The 19693-nt window shown below is 36.8% G+C and carries 16 protein-coding genes, 1 other RNA gene, 2 pseudogenes and 1 riboswitch; of the genes and pseudogenes, 3 read left to right on the top strand and 16 right to left on the bottom strand.

The annotated features are described in order from the left end of the window. Positions 1–6 precede the first annotated feature (6 nt). From CKV67_RS09690 to CKV67_RS09720, 7 genes are all read right to left on the bottom strand, one after another. Positions 7–585: a xanthine phosphoribosyltransferase gene (locus tag CKV67_RS09690; RefSeq protein ID WP_014093225.1), complete on the bottom strand. Its 579-nt coding sequence runs from the start codon at positions 583–585 to the stop codon at positions 7–9. 82 nt (positions 586–667) lie between these two features. Next, a riboswitch (purine riboswitch) is annotated at positions 668–768 on the bottom strand. A gap of 45 nt (positions 769–813) precedes the next feature. Next, complete coding sequence (locus CKV67_RS09695; protein ID WP_014093226.1) at positions 814–2322, bottom strand: carboxypeptidase M32; 1509 nt, start codon at positions 2320–2322, stop codon at positions 814–816. Between the two features lie 15 nt (positions 2323–2337). Then, positions 2338–3486, bottom strand: coding sequence for a THUMP domain-containing class I SAM-dependent RNA methyltransferase (locus tag CKV67_RS09700; protein ID WP_014093227.1), 1149 nt, complete (start codon positions 3484–3486; stop codon positions 2338–2340). Between the two features lie 160 nt (positions 3487–3646). Beyond that, an RNA gene (gene rnpB / locus CKV67_RS09705) (RNase P RNA component class B) lies at positions 3647–4029 on the bottom strand. A 36-nt stretch (positions 4030–4065) separates the two neighbouring features. Further along, the gene (gpsB, locus tag CKV67_RS09710) at positions 4066–4407 is read right to left on the bottom strand and encodes a cell division regulator GpsB (protein WP_014093228.1); all 342 of its coding nucleotides are present in this window, start codon (positions 4405–4407) and stop codon (positions 4066–4068) included. A 130-nt stretch (positions 4408–4537) separates the two neighbouring features. After that, positions 4538–5086 carry an SLOG family protein gene (locus CKV67_RS09715; protein WP_014093229.1) on the bottom strand — a complete coding sequence of 183 codons (549 nt, stop codon included), beginning with the start codon at positions 5084–5086 and terminating at the stop codon, positions 4538–4540. Further along, a complete protein-coding gene (locus tag CKV67_RS09720; RefSeq protein ID WP_003720212.1) occupies positions 5083–5448 on the bottom strand; it encodes a YppE family protein in 366 nt (121 codons plus the stop codon). Before CKV67_RS09720 ends, CKV67_RS09715 begins: the two co-directional genes overlap by 4 nt. 245 nt (positions 5449–5693) lie before the next feature. Between CKV67_RS09720 and recU the strand changes: the two genes are divergently transcribed. Both recU and CKV67_RS09730 read left to right on the top strand, forming a co-directional pair. Continuing rightward, positions 5694–6302 (top strand): Holliday junction resolvase RecU, encoded by a 609-nt coding sequence (gene recU / locus CKV67_RS09725; RefSeq protein WP_014093230.1) that lies wholly within the window; start codon positions 5694–5696, stop codon positions 6300–6302. Between the two features lie 31 nt (positions 6303–6333). Next, positions 6334–8817 (top strand): penicillin-binding protein 1A, encoded by a 2484-nt coding sequence (locus CKV67_RS09730; RefSeq protein WP_014093231.1) that lies wholly within the window; start codon positions 6334–6336, stop codon positions 8815–8817. A gap of 118 nt (positions 8818–8935) precedes the next feature. On the opposite strand, the gene CKV67_RS09735 is transcribed toward CKV67_RS09730, so the two are convergent. Beyond that, the gene (locus CKV67_RS09735; protein ID WP_014093232.1) at positions 8936–9799 is read right to left on the bottom strand and encodes a LysR family transcriptional regulator; all 864 of its coding nucleotides are present in this window, start codon (positions 9797–9799) and stop codon (positions 8936–8938) included. 219 nt (positions 9800–10018) lie between these two features. Here CKV67_RS09735 and CKV67_RS09740 point away from each other — a divergent pair, with 219 nt between their 5' ends. Continuing rightward, on the top strand, positions 10019–10756 hold the full coding sequence (locus tag CKV67_RS09740; protein ID WP_014093233.1) for an NADPH-dependent oxidoreductase: 738 nt from the start codon (positions 10019–10021) through the stop codon (positions 10754–10756). Between the two features lie 91 nt (positions 10757–10847). On the opposite strand, the gene CKV67_RS09745 is transcribed toward CKV67_RS09740, so the two are convergent. The 8 genes and pseudogenes from CKV67_RS09745 to dinG form a co-directional block, all read right to left on the bottom strand. Continuing rightward, positions 10848–11336, bottom strand: a complete 489-nt coding sequence (locus tag CKV67_RS09745) for a YpoC family protein (protein WP_014093234.1) — start codon at positions 11334–11336, stop codon at positions 10848–10850. Continuing rightward, on the bottom strand, positions 11329–11988 hold the full coding sequence (gene nth, locus CKV67_RS09750) for an endonuclease III (protein ID WP_014093235.1): 660 nt from the start codon (positions 11986–11988) through the stop codon (positions 11329–11331). The genes CKV67_RS09745 and nth overlap by 8 nt, the downstream gene beginning before the upstream one ends. Positions 11989–11998: 10 nt before the next feature. Continuing rightward, positions 11999–12718 (bottom strand): DnaD domain-containing protein, encoded by a 720-nt coding sequence (locus CKV67_RS09755; protein ID WP_014093236.1) that lies wholly within the window; start codon positions 12716–12718, stop codon positions 11999–12001. Between the two features lie 199 nt (positions 12719–12917). Continuing rightward, a pseudogene (locus CKV67_RS09760) lies at positions 12918–13573 on the bottom strand (DNA alkylation repair protein). A 148-nt stretch (positions 13574–13721) separates the two neighbouring features. After that, complete coding sequence (gene asnS, locus CKV67_RS09765; RefSeq protein ID WP_014093237.1) at positions 13722–15014, bottom strand: asparagine--tRNA ligase; 1293 nt, start codon at positions 15012–15014, stop codon at positions 13722–13724. Positions 15015–15027: 13 nt separating this feature from the next. Further along, a complete protein-coding gene (locus tag CKV67_RS09770; protein WP_014093238.1) occupies positions 15028–16209 on the bottom strand; it encodes a pyridoxal phosphate-dependent aminotransferase in 1182 nt (393 codons plus the stop codon). Between the two features lie 20 nt (positions 16210–16229). After that, a pseudogene (locus CKV67_RS09775) lies at positions 16230–16815 on the bottom strand (cell wall elongation regulator TseB-like domain-containing protein). A gap of 44 nt (positions 16816–16859) precedes the next feature. Next, the gene (dinG, locus tag CKV67_RS09780; RefSeq protein ID WP_014093240.1) at positions 16860–19646 is read right to left on the bottom strand and encodes an ATP-dependent DNA helicase DinG; all 2787 of its coding nucleotides are present in this window, start codon (positions 19644–19646) and stop codon (positions 16860–16862) included. Positions 19647–19693 lie beyond the last annotated feature (47 nt).

Here is a 19693-nt window from a genome sequence, read left to right on the forward strand (position 1 = left end):
TTAGACCTATTCCTCCTCTAAAAATAAGATTTCTTCGTTTTCAAGTGAGGCAATTCTAGCTAGTGCGTTTACGGGAATCCCTGTTTGATTTAATAATGCTCGACCTTGTTGGAATGATTTCTCAATGACAATCCCAATTCCCGCTACTTTGGCTCCAGCAAGTTCAGCAATTTCAAGTATTCCAAGTACAGCCTGTCCATTAGCAAGAAAGTCATCAATAACTAAAATTGTATCTTCTTCGGTTAAAAATGATTTCGAAACAGAGATATCATTCGATTCCTTTTTGGTATAAGAATAAACCGTACTAGTATAAAGGTTATCTGTCAGTGTGACCGATTTTTTCTTCCGAGCAAAAACAACTGGAACTGAAAGCGCTAATCCTGCAAAAACTGCGGGAGCAATACCTGATGATTCAATCGTTACTATTTTGGTAATACCTAAATCTTTGAACCGCCGAGCAAATTCATTTCCGATTTCTTGCATCAAACCAGGATCAATTTGGTGATTTAAAAAAGCATCTACTTTTAAGACGTTTCCTGGCAATACGGTCCCTTTTTCTTTAATAAATTCTTCCAGTAGTTTCAAGTGATATTCTCCTTTCAAAATAAAAAAACTGCTCCTCTATTTTTAGAGAAGCAGTATAGAAGCCACCAAAAACCCTAGTGACTTCTTTATACAAACTACTCATAGTCCGGTTATTTACGGTAACCAGGTAGAAACTCGTTGCCCAATCGCAACTATTATATAAGTATTTCGATTTTAAGTTATGTTGTTTATTATAGCTTTCTAGATTAACTAGGTCAAGCTAATTTTTCACTCGTTAAATTGATAAACATAAGCATATCTTTTTTCTAGTAATTCTAATAAGTAGTTCGGATTTAAGCCCTCTCCTGTTGTATCCGTCAAAATTTCTAGTGGTTTTTTCATTTTACCAAATTGATGTACATGCTCCGTTAACCACGTTTTTAATGGCGTATAATCATCGCTTGCAATAATCGCATCCATATTGGGGATTTCTTTTTGCATTTGGTGGTAGAACTGTGCCGCATACATTAAACCAAGCGCGTAAGAAGGGAAATAACCAAAATCACCGCCAGCCCAGTGAATATCTTGCAAGACACCGTTCGTATCAGAATCTGGACGAATACCCAAATATTCTTCGTATTTATCTCCCCATGCTTTCGGTAAGTCTTTTACTTCTAAATCGCCATTAATTAAGGCTTTTTCAAGTTCATAACGAATCATAATATGAAGTGGATAAGTTAAAGTATCCGCCTCAATCCGAATCAGTGAACTTTCTGAGATATTCACAGCACGATAAAAGTCTTCTAACTTCACATCATCAAAAGCCGGTTTTGTAATTGCTTGAAAATCAGCATAATTACTTTTCCAAAAAGCCAAACTGGAACCAATGATAATTTCATAAAATAGTGACTGTGATTCATGAATCCCCATGGAAGCACCATTTGCTAGTGGCGTTCCTACAAGTGCTTCATCAAAATTTTGCTCATAAATCGCATGCCCACCTTCATGGATAGTTCCAAAAACAGCCATTTTGAAGTCATTTTTATTGTAACGTGTAGTAATTCGAACATCGCCGGTATTTAATCCCGTCGCGAATGGATGTACCGTTTCATCTAATCGACCTGCCTCAAAATCAAAGCCCATTTTGTTTAAAATTCGAATACTAAATTCTTTTTGCTTTGCTTCAGAGATCTTTGTGTTTAAAATCGTTGCGTCTGGCTTAATTCCTTCTTTAACAATTTTTTCACGAATCGCCATAATGCCATCACGAACTTTTTCAAACACAGAATCAAGCACAGCAACTGTTACACCAGGCTCATATTGGTCAAGCAACGTATCATATTTATTTTCCGTGTAACCCCAATAATCCACAAATTTGCGTTTCATTTCCAAAATCCTAGTCAAAAATGGTTCAAATGCTGCAAAATCATTTTGTTCTCTAGCCCTTGTCCAAGCGGTTTCTGCTTGAGCCACTAGTTTGGTATATTCGGCATATTCTTTACTCGGGATTTTTTTATTTAAATCATAATTTTTTTGAGACTCTTCTAAAGTTTTACGAGTAATTTCGGATAGATTTTCTTTATTTAGATTTAGTCCCGCAATAAAAGCAGCCATTTCTTCGGATGTTTGCATATGGAAGATTTCTTCGGAAAGAACACCAATGACATCTGAACGTCCTTCCATTCCTTTTGCAGGTGCCCCTGTTCGAAGGTCCCAATATACTAATGCTAAAGCTTCTTCCAGTGCTTCCATTTTTTTAATATAGTCTAAAAATTCCTGTTCTAATGTTTCTACCAAATTTAACTCCTCCATTCAGTCTTCTTTTTTCACACGTGGTTTTCTCGGACCCCAATATTGATACAAATCAGTCCGCAAATAACCATTATATAATTTCCGTTTTTTCGTTGCTTTTTTACCATAAACTTCCTCAAATAATTCATAGGAAGTTAGAACATATACGGACCAAGTAGGCATTCTTTTATATACAATGCCCATTTCGCGATAAAGTTGACGAACAGCTTCTTCATCCTCTAGTCGTTCTCCGTACGGTGGATTCGCTACAACTACCCCGTATTCATCTTCTGTTTGAAAATCCGCTACTTGAAGTTGTCTAAAAGATATCAAATCGCCAAGACCTGCTTCAACAGCATTTTGTTTTGCAATATCAATTAAACGAGCATCAATATCTCCACCAATAATATTTAGTGGTTGGTCATAGTTTGCCAAATCCTCTGCTTCTTGTCTCGCATCCGCCCAAATTTGTTTCGGCATCCAATCCCACGTTTCTGATACAAATTCACGGTTAAAACCTGGTGCAATATTTTGACCAATTAAAGCTGCTTCAATTGGAATTGTTCCAGAACCACAAACTGGATCATAAAAAGGACGGTCTGGATGCCAGCTTGTAAGTAAAACAAGTGCAGCTGCCATCGTTTCTTTAATCGGCGCGCTACCTTGCGCTAAACGATAGCCGCGTTTATGTAATCCTGGACCACTCGTATCAATCGTTAAGGTAACTTCATCCTTTAAAATCGAGACCTCTAGCTTAAAAAGTGCTCCTGTTTCCATTAAACGACCAGACCGGCGATACTTTTCACTCACACGATTAACGATTGCTTTTTTCACGATTGCTTGGCAGTCAGGAACACTATAAAGCGTTGATTTAACTGATTTTCCAGCAACAGGAAACTCCGCATCAAGTGGCAAATAATCTTCCCACGGTAATGCTTTCGTTTTTTCAAATAATTCATCAAATGTCGTCGCTTTAAAAACGCCAACAACAATCTTCACACGGTCTGCAACACGAAGCCATAAGTTAGCTCTAGCAATTGCTGCCAAATCCCCTTCAAAATAAACTTTACCGTTTTCTACTTTTGGTTCGTAACCTAAGCGTGCTACTTCTTTCCCAACAATAGCTTCTAAACCAGAGGCCGCTGTTGCCACCAACTGAAATGTTTTCATCGTGTCCCATCCTTTATATAAATTTCTAATGAAAAAAGCTGCTTTAAAAGCGGAAGTCGATTGTTTTAATAGGCATTCAACCAGGTCGAACACCACCTTAAAACTTGCGCTCCGGCCTTCTAAAACAGCCTTCAATGTTAAATTCATCCTGTAAATAACGCTCTGTAAGCCATGTTCTGTTCTTTACTATATACAGGGTAATAGTAAAGAGATAACCATCTATCTGCACGAAAATAAATTCGCGCCTCGTCCCTCGTTCTTGATTCCTCGGGAAAAGTGCCCCTACCATAAGTTTGAGTTTCTCGCTCGTGGGGTTTACCTCGTTCCACTTCCGAGCATTTCTGCCGGAACTTCGTCACTGTGGCACCTTCAAGGTTATAAGACCATATCTAGTAGACTTAGGTCATTCACCTGCCGTCAAACCGGAAATCCGGAATGCCCTGGCTTATTGTTTGACCAGGCACGATCACTACGGGCATCACAGCACCGTGCGAGCATGGACTTTCCTCTGCTTTCCTAGGAAAACAGCGATTATCCGAACGTTATTCATTTTTTCTTAACTTACTAATACTAGCACACCTATTCGTTGTCGTCCAGCTTATTTCCAAAAACATGTTTTTCTAAATTAGAAAGACGTTTTAAGATATCAAAGTTGGTCGTTCCAGCTGGCTGTGTAGTTGCTTGAAATGCTGGTGCTGTTTGTACAGCCGTTCTCAAAGGTGCATTGTCTAATTCTTGTACTAAACGAATATTTTCAGCTTGAAGCGCTTCAATTTCTTGTGTAAATGTGCTGTAATCTTTAATAACCATGTCTAAAAATTCATCGACATCTTCCGGATTGTATCCACGAAGCCCAGTTTTAAATTCTTTTTCCAAAATTTCTTTACCAGTTAAGTGATATTCGAACTGTTCCGAAGTCATGTAACTCCACCTCTATCTCTATTCCTACATATTTTTGTTCTAGTCATATACTTACCCTTATTTTTCCAAATCTCACACCATTTGTCAATCTATACGGATATTTTTTCCAAAATTACTATTTATTCCTACATTAAAAAGCTTGATTCATGTCATCCACCACATCTTGAAGGGCATAAAAATCAATGCACTCTAAATAATAATCCGACTGCTCTTTCGCTATTTTGGCGCGTTCATAGAAAAACTTTGGCGAACCTTCTTTTTCTAAATCGTATACAAGCAAAGCCCCGTCTGTATTATCAATAATAAATCCATCTTTTGCTTGAAACTGCGCTGGATTTTCATATGGTCGCTTTGTAATAAATGCGTGGTAATCTGCCACAGCAAGAATTTCATTTGCCCATAATTGATTGGCTTCATTCCAGTTAGAGCTTTGCTTTTCGAATGGTTCTAAGACAGCAAGCTTTAATGGATACTCCTCTGCTTTAAGCTCTGTAACAACTTCTCCTGCCCAAAGTTCAATTCCAAGTTGCCCAGAAATAATGACCCATTCTAAACCATTTTCCACAAGCGGGATTAAGTGGCGTTTGATAGTTTCTTTAATATAAACAGCTTCATCCGCATCCTTTTTAAAAATTCCCAGTTCAAAATTTTTATATCCCGTCACGGCGATGGATTTCACATCAATTCCTCTTTTCTTTTTAAGAAATCTCTTACTCTTGTTAGTGTATACTTAGTAGATTCATAATGATCCAAGAAGTGCTTATAAAAAGACTTTCCATTAAATGCGCTCACTGCTGTCATTTGAATATTGTCAGATGCTTGTCTAAGTTGAAGTTCCCCTAAATACGGCGGACGTTCTTTATTTACCCATGGAATAGCTAATTCTAAAAAATCATCAGCAAGCTTCTTTGCTTCGTCCACAAATGGCTTCATATCTTTATAAAAATCAAACGGCTTTGCTGCTTCGCGATTACTTAGGTACAATTCCCAATTTTTTTCGTTTTGTAGAAGCAGTTTTTCCGTACGTTCTAAAAGTTCCATACTATCACTCTTTCCTTCAAAATTCGCTTACTTCCAGAATAGCATAGGAAGGTAAATCTTGCCTAAAATTAGATTATTGACGAAATTATGGTAAAATAGACGAAGGTACGTTCTATTTATGTACAATTTTCTTACTAAAAGGAACTATTTTGCATTTATTTGACACTATCATTTTCATTTTTATTTGTTATAATAGATGTTAGTCTAAAATTCAGAATAGAAATTTTCTGATAGAGGTGAGAAAAATGGCTATTGGCTACCCTAACGGCAAGAAATATGCAGCAAGCCCTGAGCAGACAGTTCCGCAAAAAAAGCGAAAAGAAACTGTTTCTTATGGTAAACGTGGTATGTCTTTGGAAGATGACCTAAATGACACTATCGCTTATTATTTAGCGCAAGATATGGCCGTCATCCATAAAAAGCCTACCCCTGTCCAAATTGTCAGCGTGGATTACCCAAAAAGAAGTAGCGCAAAAATTAAGGAAGCCTACTTCAAAACACCCTCCACAACAGATTACAATGGTGTGTATAAAGGAAAGTATATTGATTTCGAAGCAAAAGAAACACAAAATACTACTTCCTTTCCACTAAGCAATTTCCATGATCACCAAATGACACATATGGCGAGTGTCTTAAAACAAGATGGCATTGTTTTTGTCATTATTGCCTTTCAAAAACTCGGAGAAACTCACTTCATTCCATTTGAAAAGTTTTATCCGTTTTGGCAACGAATGCAGAGTGGTGGAAGAAAATCTGTTACTTTAACAGAAATACAAGATGTATCAGACCAAATTCCTTATGGTCTAAATCCAAGGCTTGACTTTTTGAAAACGATAGACAAAATATACTTCTAGTCAACCCTTATTTAAAGGAGAGAGATTTTTAATGGCAGATAAACCGCAGACAAGATCTCAGTATCGCAACAAACAAAATGGCAGCTCGAAAAAAAATCCGTCTAAGCGAGGAAAACGTGTTACAGCTAATATTTTCAAAACAATTTTCTTTACAGGATTATTTTTAGCTTTCTTTGGTGTTGCGGCTGGTGCAACTGTCTTTTACAATTACGCAAAAGATGCACCAAAACTGACCGACTCCAAACTACGGGATCCACTTTCGTCCAAACTACTTGATAAGGATGGAAAGGTTTTCGCAGAAGTTGGAACCGAACGGCGGGAATATATTGAATACAAAGATATACCGGATACACTGAAAGATGCAATCCTAACAACGGAGGATGCTCGTTTTTATGAACATGATGGGATTGACCCAATTCGACTTGGTGGAGCTGTTATTGCCAATTTTAAAGACGGATTTGGTTCAGAAGGTGCCAGTACCCTATCTCAGCAAATCATCAAAATGTCCTATCTAGATTATACGAATAAAACATTAGCAAGAAAAGCTCAAGAAGCATGGCTTGCCCTTCAATTAGAAGAAAAATATAGCAAAGATGATATTCTAGAAATTTATGTTAATAAAGTCTATATGTCAGATCGTGTCCATGGGATGCAAACTGCTTCTGAGCATTATTTCGGCAAAAATTTAAAAGATTTAACATTGGCACAAACAGCTTTAATTGCTGGTATGCCTCAAAGCCCCAATAATTATAATCCTTACGACCACCCAGAAGCTGCTAAAAAACGTCGTGATCAAGTTTTAACCAACATGTATTCGCATGATAAAATTACGAAAGACGAAATGACAGCTGCGCAAAAAACACCTATTAACACTGGTCTTCGTTCAAAAAAAGATCGGGAAGATAAAATTTACAAATATGATTCCTATGTAACACAAGTTTTAAGTGAAATTCCAAAAGAATATGATGTTTACCGCGATGGCTTAACTATTTATACCGCACTTGATCGTGATGTACAAGAATACACGGAAAAAATGCTTAATACCAATGAAATCGTTAATTTCACAGATGATGAAATGCAAGCCGGTATTGTCTTGCAAGATACTAAAACCGGTCGAGTTCAAGCGATTGGCGGCGGGCGTAATCAAACCGTTACTCGTGGCTACAACTACGCAACGCAAGTGAAGCGTTCAGTCGGATCAACAATGAAACCAATTGCCGATTATGGACCAGCTTTTGAGTATTTAGATTGGTCAACCGCACACATTTTAGAAGATGAGCCTTATACGTATACCGGCGGAACTCCTATTAATAACTGGGATTTCGGCTATAAAGGACCTATTTCTGTTCGTCAAGCACTTTACCAATCAAGAAATATTCCAGCACTAAAAACATTACAAGCAGTCGGCTTAGATAAGTCCGAGCAATTCGTTAACAAGCTTGGTATCACTTATGATGAAGGCCAAAATGTCGAGTCTAACGCAATCGGAGCAAACAGTTCTAATCCAATGCAAATGGCTGGCGCTTATGCTGCTTTCGGAAATAAAGGAATTTACAACAAACCACATACAGTGACCAAAATTGTTCTATCTGATGGCCAAACCGAAATTGATACAGAACCAAAAAGTACAGTTGCAATGAAAGAATCTACTGCTTATATGGTCTCTGATGTTCTAAAAGATGTTCTTACAATAGGAACTGGTACATCAGCAGCTGTTCCAGGACTTCAAGCAGCTGGTAAAACAGGTACAACAAACATTCCACCTGAATTCACTTCACAGTACTACTATCCTAGTGGTGCAGCTCGTGACTCATGGTTCGCTGGTTATACTACAAATTATTCTATCGCTGTATGGACAGGTTATGATAATAAGAAAAAATATGTTTCAGCAAGTGAGCAAAAAATTGCTCAATATATGTTTAGTAAATTAATGGCGCATGCATCTGAAGGAAAAACAACCGAAGATTTCAAAATGCCAAATAATGTTGTTTCTGTCCCAATTTTAAAAGGTAGCAATCCAATCGCTCGTGCCGCATCTGGTACATCAAGCGATAAAGTAAGCTATGAACTATTCATCGCTGGCACGGCGCCAACAAAAACCGCTTCTACTCCAGAAGATGAGAAGAAGAAAAAAGAAGAAGCAGCAGCGAAGAAAAAAGCCGAAGAAGACAAGAAGAAACAAACAGAAGAAGAGAAAAAGAAAGCCGAAGAAGAGGCTAAGAAAAAAGCAGAGGAAGAAGAAAAAAATAAAGAGGTTTCTGCCCCAACCGGCTTAAAGGCAAGTTATGATGGCAATTCGAAGCAAATAAATGTTTCGTGGGCAGCAGTCGATGGTGCAACTTATGAAGTAACTGTGAATGGAACGACAACAACTGTCTCTTCCACTTCCGTTTCTGTAAGTGGTGGCAATCCGGGTGATACGATATCCATTAGTGTTATCGCCCAAAAAGATGGGAACAAGAGCCCTGCTGCATCTACCACTGTCAAAATACCTGCCGAAGAATCATCTGAATAGCACAAAAAAGTCTGAGACAAAAGGGAATTGGATAATTCCTAATTGACTCAGACTTTTTCTTTATGCGATTAAATGCTTCTTTTTCGCTATTAAATAGAATTTTACCATTGATCTTGTTTTAGTTCTTAAAAACAGGTTTACTTTTTTCAATCAACCACTTTTCTGCACTTGAAATAGTATGATCTTTATGATAAATAAACATTTGCCGGAGTTCCGAATACTTATCGGGTAGCGTTTCATAGACCTGAATATTATATTTTACTGCGATACTTTCGGGAATTATTCCAATCCCTAGTTCATTTTTGCAAATATCAAAAAGTGTCTCAACAATATTAATTTCCGAGATAGAAGTATTTTGGATATTAAAATCATTCATCAGGTTGATCAGCGCTCTATAAGAATAGCATTGCTTATTAAAAACGTATAAGCGCTCTTCCGTCAATATTTTTTGTAGTGGTATTCCTTTTGTTTTACCAATGAATACTAATTTATCACGCGACAGCATCTCAGATATGATTTGCTTGTCTTGAAACAAATTATCCTTTTCCAGTTCAGCCACATAAGCAATCGTTAGTTCTCTATTTACTATTTTATATATTAATTCATTGGTAGTTGCACTGACGATTGACAATTTTTTATTCGGAAACTGTGAATAAAAGTCTTTAATAATAGTATTAAATTGCATAGGAAAAGTGGACTGAGGAATACCAATCAAAATATTTTCTTCTTTGTTACTGATAATAGCAGTGGTTTCCTCCCAGAGCAAAATCATTTTTTTAAATTGTTGATAGAGTTTCTCCCCATTCTGAGTTAGTTCAACGCCATTAGAGTGTCGAAAGAAGAGTTGGGTATTAAACTGTTTTTCTATATTTTTTATTTTATTCGACATATTAGATTGTAAATGATGTAATTCATTTGCAGCAGCAGAAATACTTTTAAGTTCCGCAACTTTATTAAAAGCTCTCATATTCTCAATATCCATATCTTACTCCTTTTGATATCAAAATTAATGATACCTCTATATGATTTATGCATTTCAAATGATACTAAAAATAGATTATACTTTACTTACCATTTAAATTCAAGAAATCCAGTAGATGAAAAAGTCAAGGTATGCCTGAAAATCTGGAAAAACGTTTGTATATTCTAGTTTTATTAAATGGTGAGAAATTATTTGATAAACACAATTGGAGGAGAAATTATGAACACAACCACTCAACAATTATTTAAGCATGTTTCCGTTCGAGAATTTAAAAAAAAGCCCTTATCTGATGAGGTCAAACAAACTTTAGTAGCAGCGGCCAGAAGTGGTGCTACTTCCCATTTCGTTCAAGCTTTTTCTATTTTAGAAATTACGGATCCAACGTTACGGGAGAAATTAGCTGAGATTACGGATAGCGCTTCTTATGTTAAACAAACTGGAACCTTTTATGTGTTTGTTGGGGATTTATATCGCCAATCTAAACTTTTACTTGCGAACAATCAATCCTTAGAGGGCTTAAGAAATATGGAGTCTTTATTAGTGGGAGTGGTGGATGCAACGATTGCAGCTCAAAATATGGTTGTTGCAGCAGAATCATTAGAACTAGGAACCTGCTATATCGGTGGAATCCGAAATGACATCGCAAAAATTTCTGAGTTGTTAAATTTGCCTCCGTTTACAATTCCAATTTTCGGACTAACTATTGGCATTCCAGCACACAAAAATCAAGTCAAACCGCGTCTGTTATTTGAAAATCAAGTAAGCGAAAATCAATATCCCCATGAACAATTCGCAAATTTAAAAGACTATGAAGCCTTAACAAGAGAATATTATGCCTTACGTGAAAAAAATGAACAACAAACTTCTTGCTCTGATAAGAATATCGAATTTTTTAAAGAGATACGAAGACCAGAAATTGCAGCTTTTTTGAAAAAACAGGGTTTTACGTTAAATTAAAATAGATTTGCGTTTGCTTTCTAAATGGAAAAATACGTAACAGAAATCTAAAATCAGATTTTGTTACGTATTTTTCTCATTAAACAGGAAATTATTTTTTCGCAATTAATTTACGCTGCTCTAGTACTAATTCATTTAACTGCCGAAATCCTAAATAAGTATTTCCACGCTTTAATACATATTCCAACCGTTCTTCTAAGTTTAATGGCTTCATATCAAGAGTGCTAATTTGTTCCATCAAATTGTCTAGTTGAACCGGACGATGATTACTCCAAAATAAAATGGATAAAAAAATACCAAGTGCATCTCTTACCACAACTGGTGCAGGTTTTCTATGTACTTTTAACTCTTTTTCCATACTTTCTGCCAAATTCGTCATATGTTTCGCAAGTTTTCGGCAAGCTTTATCCGTTTGGTTTTTCCATGGGATAACGCCGCCACCTCTCGTATAAAATTGCTGCTCTTGCCAAAAAGGTAAGCCACTTACATAGATAGATTCAGAATCATATTCTTCTACCACAACATCTGGCGCAGGGAAATCTGGATGGGCTAACTCCACTGCATATTTAAACTCAGCCATCAAATCCCCTCACTTTCGCTTGTTTTTTCCCTTCGCGGCATAAATAAAGAAGTGGACATGTCGGACATTCTGGGTTTCGCGCTTTGCAATGATATCTACCGAAGAAAATCATATAATGGTGCGCGTCCGACCATAGTTCTTCCGGTAATTTTCGTTTTAACGTTTCTTCCACTTCTACTACCGAATCTTTCCGTCTGCAAATACCAAGTCGTTTACTAATCCGCTCCACGTGAGTATCCACAGCAATAGCAGGCACACCAAAACCAACCGAAAGTACAACATTGGCTGTTTTTCTACCAACGCCGGGTAAGCTTTCAAGTTCTGCATGAGTCTGTGGTACTTCTCCGTTAAACTCAGTTAGCAACTTTTGTGATAGTCCTTGAATATTTTTAGCTTTATTTCGATATAAACCAATGGAACGGATATCATCCATTAATTCATCAAGCGATACAGCTAAATAATCTTCAGGTTTATGATATTTTTCAAAAAGAGAAGCCGTTACTCGGTTCACTAATACATCTGTGCACTGGGCAGATAAAACCACAGCAACTAAGAGTTCAAACGTGTTTTTATGGATTAGCTCACAGTGAGCCGCAGGGAACATTTTAGCCATTTCTTCAACGCATAAGACAGTTTGTTTATTAGATAGCAATTTAGTTTCGTCACCCTTTTCTTTTTTCAAGCCAGTCATATAATGGTATAGATCCTGCGCTTTTTTTCACTTCATCTTTGTTTATCGTTTGTGTTGTTCGCCCGTTTTGATGAAACTCCTCTGCCACTCGTTTGGCATCATCGATTGTTTTTACACCTTGTTTTGACCAATTGAGCAATATTCTATCAATATAACGGAAATTTAATTTTTGTGAAATAACGGCCTCTTTTAATGCTTCTTTGATTAAATCAGGGCTAGTTTTATCTTGATCTAACCAAGCAGATAACATTTCCGCTTCCATCGGTGAAAGTGGTCTCCCAAATTCCGCTTCAAAAAGGCTGTATAAATTGGTTTGCTTTTCCATTTGTTTTTCTTGTCTGTCTTCCGCTTCGTTATTTTCATATAGAGCTACTAACTTCCCCCAAAGTGGTGCTAAACTATATCGTTCGGAAATCATTTGAGAAGCATCTTGCCCTTGTTCAATAGCAATCATGCCTTTTTTTAGAAGCGAGTCCATCGTTTTAATTGTATCTTCTAGTCGTAGTGTTGTTCGTTCTGTTAACATTTCCATAGAAGGAAAAAATTCAGCATCGACCGCAAAAGATTGAATTTGAAGCAATAGCATCATTTCCATCTCCTTTAAACCAATTGCTGTATAATTTTTTACTAGTACTTGCGGCAAAGTTACTTGCCCTTCATTCATCCAATTTTCAAGCATTTTTTGATTCATTTTAAACACCTCACTCCAAAATTATAACATGGTTTTCGAGGGAAAAATATAAAAGTAGAGATAAAATAAAGAAATCCCTTAGAAAATGCTTTTATGGCCAAGAAAAATAGTAGCTAGCAAATAACTCCTACATAAAAGCGTAGGATCATGTATTACATTCTAAGCTTTCTTTTTATATTCGATGTCTTTGCAAATAAGTTTATTTATTCTCTCGTTTATTAACTTCTATTGTAATAAATTCAGGTAAATAGTTAGGGCTACATCCCTTTGCTACTTTTTCTTCTTTATAAAGACCAGTTTTTTCACCTAGTTGCATACAACGGGCACGATACTTTTTATCATAAATACCTATCCATCCAGCAGTGAAATTCATCGCCCATTGTACTTCTGCTTCTTCCTGCCTAATATTAGCTTCTAACGCGGAAAGTAAGTATTCGGTGGTGTCTGGTGGTGTTTGTCCCGTCCATCTAAGGCGAGCTTGATAATACCAAAAAATTCGCCTTTGAAGAGCAGATGGACTATCTTCCCATGACTCCATCAATGTAATTGTCATCTTATCTTTCATAAGTTGATTAGCCATTAACCAGTCCATTAAATTATTTCGTTCGTCAAAAGAATACACTTGCATGTCTTTATCCAGTTTATTTAAAAGATCTTGTGTAAGAAGCTTTTTGTCCATAATCAAGATTGCTAGTAGACGTGGAAAGAATTCTTCGGTTCTCCAAAGTCCCAAGGCTAATTCATGATTTTTTTAATTTCTTTTGCAAGTTTTCTTAAATCACCAAGCTTTGTTTGATCATCTATCTGTACTAAAATGCTTTCTAGTTTGGAAGAATGTATCGTTTTTTTATCCATTTTTTCCTCCCCTTTATCAAAAGCTTGTGTTTAATTGATTTTCCCTAATGACTTCCGCTATATTTCTTATTGTAATTGTAGCATATTTATTTATGGCATAAAAAAATAGAGGCATATTTGAATACCTCTATCTAAATTTAAATGATTATTATGGATATAAACGATTTAACAAGCGTGGGAATGGAATTGTTTCACGCACATGTTCTGTTCCTGAAATCCAAGCAACTGTACGTTCTAAGCCAAGTCCAAAACCAGAATGTGGTACAGAGCCATAACGAGCTAAATCAATATACCAGCTATAGGCTTCTTGATCTAAGTCAAAATCTTTCATTCGTGCTTGTAATGTTTCTAAATCATGAATACGCTCAGAACCACCAATAATTTCACCGTAACCTTCTGGCGCAATCATATCTGCACATAATACTACTTGATCATTTTCCGGATCTTCTGGCATATAAAATGGTTTAATAGCTTTTGGATAATGGGTAATGAAAACAGGTTTTTCAAAGCTATCTGCAATAGCTGTTTCATGTGGTGCACCAAAGTCGTCACCCCAAACAATATCATCAAAACCTAATTTGTGTAATAAATCTATCGCTTCTGTATACGTAATGCGAGGGAACGGAGCAACCATTTTTTCTAAATGACTAACATCACGTCCAAGGCGATCTAGTTCTAAACGACAGTTATCAAGTACCGCTTTCACTAAAAATGCCACATAATTCTCTTGTACTTTCAAGCTGTCTTCTAATTTGTAAAACGCCATCTCTGGTTCAATCATCCAGAATTCGATTAAGTGACGACGTGTTTTCGATTTTTCAGCACGGAATGTTGGACCAAAGGAAAATACTTTACCAAATGCCATTGCTGCGGCTTCCATATATAATTGACCACTTTGAGAAAGAAAGGCATCTTCTTCAAAATATTTAGTATGGAAAAGTTCCGTTGTTCCTTCTGGTGCACTGCCTGTCAAGATTGGTGGATCAATTTTTAAGAAGCCTTCTTTATTGAAAAATTCGTATGTAGCACGGATAATTTCATTACGAATTTTCATAATCGCATGTTGACGATTAGAACGTAACCATAAATGACGATGGTCCATTAAAAATTCTGTTCCATGTTCTTTTGGTGTAATTGGATAATCATGCGATTCACTGATTACTTCCACACCAGACACAGCCATTTCATAGCCAAACGGAGAGCGTGTATCTTCGTTGATTGTACCAGTAACAAACAGGCTCGTCTCTTGTGTTAAAGCTTTCGCTGCTGCAAAAATTTCTTCGCCAACTTCTGCTTTTACGACAACCCCTTGCATAAAGCCAGTTCCATCGCGTAGTTGCAAAAATGCGATTTTACCACTTGAACGTTTATTCGCTAGCCATACACCAATTGTTACTTCTTTTCCGACAAAGTCGGATGCTTGATTAATTGTTATTTTCACTCGTCTACACTCCCTATTTCATAAAACTTTTTATTCGATTTATAGCTTCTTGGAATAAGTCTGGGTTTGTTGCATAAGAAAGGCGTATATAATCTGGCATTCCGAATCCTGAGCCTGGAATGACTGCGACTTTCGCTTCATCTAAAAGAGCTGCTACAAACGCATCTACATCCTGAAAACCTTTTTTATGTGCCGCTTCTTTTGCATCAATAAAGAAGTAAAAAGCGCCATCTGGTTTTTTTGGTTTAAATCCTGGAATACTTTGTAGTTCGGGATAAAAGCGTTCCATTCGTTCTTCAAAAGCTTGGTACATTTTTTCAGGTATTTCTTGGCTACCAACGTATGCTTCCAGTGCTGCATATTGCGCGTTAGCTGTTGGATTGCTCGTTAAATGATCTGCGAGTTTACTCATTCCGGCGATAATTTCTTTATTGGCAGCAGCATAGCCAATCCGCCATCCCGTCATCGAATAAGCTTTTGATACACCATTGATGAGAATCGTTAAATCATATAAACGATCACTTAAACTTGCGATGGAAACTAAGTCTTGTTTATTTCCATAGTATAATTTTTCATATATTTCATCAGATAAGATATAAATCTGATGTTTTTCTGCTATTGCTCCAATAGCCGCTAATTCTTTCTTTGTATAGCACATGCCAGATGGATTATTAGGTGAGTTCAGCACAATCGCTTTCGTTTTTTTCGTAATCGCTTTTTCAAAATCGATGGCAGAAATTTTGAAATCGGCATCAAAACCAGTTTCTACAAAAACGGGAACTCCACCAGCTAATTTGACTTGCTCTGGGTAAGTAACCCAATAAGGGACAGGAATAATAACTTCATCACCGGGATCCAAAATCGTTTGAAATGCGGAATATAAAACATGTTTTGCACCAGTTCCTACGAAAACTTGATTCGTTTCATAGTTTAATGACTGGTCTTTTGCCAGCTTGTCGACAATCGCTTGTTTTAATTCGATAATCCCGCTAGAAGGCGTGTACTTCGTAAATCCTTTATTCATAGAATCTACAGCTGCATCGATGATATTTTGCGGAGTATTGAAATCTGGCTCCCCAGCACCTAACCCGATAACATCCATTCCTTCTTGTTTCATTTGTTTCGCTTTTGCCGTAATCGCAAGTGTAGGCGATGCGGCCACTCCTTTGACACGTCTTGATAACGGTAAGTCCATTTAATTCCCTCCTCTTATTTTTACAAGTTTTCTATTTCTCGGTACCATTCACCAGTTTCAAAATCAATATCAAAGTAATTTAGGTTATCATTCTTATCTATATAAGCGACTTCCCAAATCGGCGTTCCTTTTTCCATACCTAAATTCGCATGAAGAATTTTCTTTGGGTTCTTTGCTTTCTCGACTTTATCACGTGCTTGTTGCTCTGTGATACCGTCAGAGGCGAATTTAACATATACTTTGCCGGATTTTTTCTTAGGAACCCAGACAATGATATTTTTATTCTTACTATTCTTCCCTGTTAATACGTAATACACTTCTTGCGGACCATTGTATAAATAAAATTTGTCAGTGGACTGTAAATCTACTTGCCCGCTTATTCGGTCTAAAGCTTCGGTTTCTGCTTCTGATACTGGTTTTTCCGCGTATTTAACATACAGAAAAACCGCCACAATAAGCACAATAACTATGCCGAGAATAATCGCTATCCATTTGCCAATCTTACGCTTAGGTTTTCTATTTCGCAAAATAATCTCGCTCATTTCTATTTCTAAATTACCGGAAGTCCATCCGGCGATATGCAATTTCATTTTCGCATAGATACATTATAGCAATAGCCGCCATATATTTGAAGTCATATCAAGAAAAATTTAACCTTCCTTAAAGAATTCACTAACTTCTTCTAATAAATCGGCTTGGTTTCCTTTTAAAATGGGTGCGTTAGGGATAGAATCTAAAAATGCTTTTCCAAACCTGGTTGTATCAACGCGGTTATCAAAAACAAAGACAATGCCCCGATCAGATTCTCGGCGAATTAAACGACCGAACCCTTGTTTAAAACGAAGAACAGCTTCTGGCAAGGAATAAGTTTGAAAGGCATTTTCGCCACGTTCTTTCCGCAGGGCAATTTGAGCTTTTGTATACGGATTGTCCATCGGTGCAAATGGTAACCTGACAATGACTAAACACGATAAGTCCTCACCCGGAATGTCTATCCCTTCCCAAAAACTAGTAGTCCCTAGCAAAATCGCTTTATCAAACATTTGGAATTGCTTCGTTAATCTCGCTGCACTTCCTGCCGAAACACCCTGTGCAAGTAAAACATATTCTTCTAATGACTTCTCATTTTTCATATGATAATACGTTTTCTGAAGCATTTCAGAAGCAGTAAACAGGACTAACATTCGTCCCTTTGTTTTGACTGCAATATGCCTAATGTATTTCGCCAGTTCCGTTGTATATCGTTCCATCGGTGTATCTTTAATTGGCGGCATATCATCTGGAATCATCACTCGCGCATTTTTTTGATAATCAAATGGCGAAGGAATTCTTTTTTCCACTAATTGCTCTTCTTCTAAGCCTAAACTCTTTCGTAAAAAAGCAAACTTGCCGTTCACCGTTAAGGTTGCCGAGGTCATAATGACACTTTCTTTTTTCGCGAAAAATTCTTTTCCAAGTGTCGGCTCCACTTCCATTAATACAGCTTTCAATCTAATACTTGATATAGAATGTTTTTTATCAGCTTGCAAGTATATAGTTAGGATTGGGGATTTTTTATACAGCATTTGCTCTAATTGATTTACGATATTTTTCCAATCAAGTAAAAAAGCATACATTTCTTCTAAAAAGGCACTTTCTGCTACACCTAAGTCATCTTCTTCGGCTTTTCCTTGTGCAAGTAATGTTTCCATATTTTTCTCAGATTCTTGAAGTAAAAGAAGTACTTTTTCAGCGGCATAATAAATCGCTTCATTCCATGCATCTTTCTCACTGTTTTCCACAAGCACTACTTCTTGCAGATTTTTACGAGCATAGCTTAGTTGCATTTTTAGTAAGTGGAAAAATTCTTCTACTGCTTCTCCAAGTTTCATCGCTGCTATATCTAAATCATATAAACTATCTGCATCCGGAAATGCCATCGAAAGCCGTGTTAACAAGGAATATTTTTCTAAAGAGCCTAACTGATTTAAGAAATACTTTAATTTTCGATACGACAGTACAAAACTTCCCTGTGTTCTGGCACTATCTGCAAAATGATGGGCTTCATCGATTACTGCAAAAGCATATTTTGGAAGCGTCTGTCTTCCAGAAAAATGGTCACTTAGTAACAGTGCATGATTCACAATAACTAAATCAGCATTTTTTGCTTGCTCCACATTAAATTTATAAAAATCATGCGCTAGCCACGGATCATGTTTTTCAGATAGGAACCAACCAGTGTGCTTCATCCGATTCCAAAACAATTCACCACCACTGGATAGGTTCACTTCATCAATATCCCCAGTTGTTGTTTCCGTAAGCCAAACAAGTAACTTTAATTTCGTTACAACTATATCGTACTGGGAATCCACTTCCGCAAGTAACTGCTCAAATTTAAATAAATTCAAATAATGATCACGGCCTTTAAGTAAGCTAGCTTTTACTTCGAAACCAGTCAGTTTTGTAAGTAGTGGCACATCTTTTTCAAATAATTGTGCTTGAAGCAAGTTCGTATAAGTGCTAATAACGACCGGCAATTTTGCTTGCTTTGCTTGATAAATCGCTGGCAGAAAATAACCAAGTGACTTCCCAATTCCTGTTCCTGCCTCAATTAAAGCATGCTTGCCCGATTTCATTGCTTGGAAAACGAGGTTCATCATTTCAAATTGCCCAGTTCTCGCATAAAGTGGTGCCCCTGCCTTTTTAAAAAGTGCTATTTTGGCATCATCTGTCTCTGGGAAATCAAGTAAATCTGCTCTATTGTAGGTAGGTTTTTCTACTTCTTTTTTACGAATAACTAGACCGCGGTGTTCTATAAACTTCGTATCTAAAGCCTTGTTGGCCCGTTCTTTTTTCATTTCAATATCAAATAATAGCTCTGGTAAATAACTCTTTAAACTACCAGAAATTGTTGCCATTTGGCGAATTACTGGAAGTGGCAAATCTTCTAGTTTTTCAAGAAGTAACAGTAATAAATCAGCCGTTACTTCAGCGTCACTATCTGCTCGGTGTGGTTTATCATGACCAAGTCCAAATTCATCAGACAGATCTTGTAGTTTATAACTATCAATTCCTGGATACATTATTCTTGCTAACTCGACTGTATCCAATTTTTTCATTTTTCCAAGCGAAATACCTGCACGAGTCATTTCCCTCTCCAAAAATGTCCAATCAAAAGAAACGTTATGAGCGACAAATATGGTATCTTCTAATAGATTAGCAATGATTGGTGCTACATCTTCAAATAGCGGAGCATCTCTCACATCTTTTGGTGAGATTCCTGTTAATTCTTGAATAAAAGCAGGAATTGGCTTTTCTGGATTTAAAAAAGTAGCGTAGGTTTCGAGTCGCTTTCCAGATTCTACAAAGCAAGCAGCAAATTGAATAATCCGGTCATCACGTGAAGCTTGATTTCCAGTTGTCTCTAGATCCACCACAATATAACGTTTCTGTTTCATCTGCTCCACCTCTTTCTATACTGCTTTTATTCAAAAATAACGTTGTA

Origin of the sequence: Listeria ivanovii subsp. ivanovii, assembly GCF_900187025.1 — a bacterium.
GTDB classification, from domain to species: Bacteria; Bacillota; Bacilli; order Lactobacillales; family Listeriaceae; genus Listeria; species Listeria ivanovii.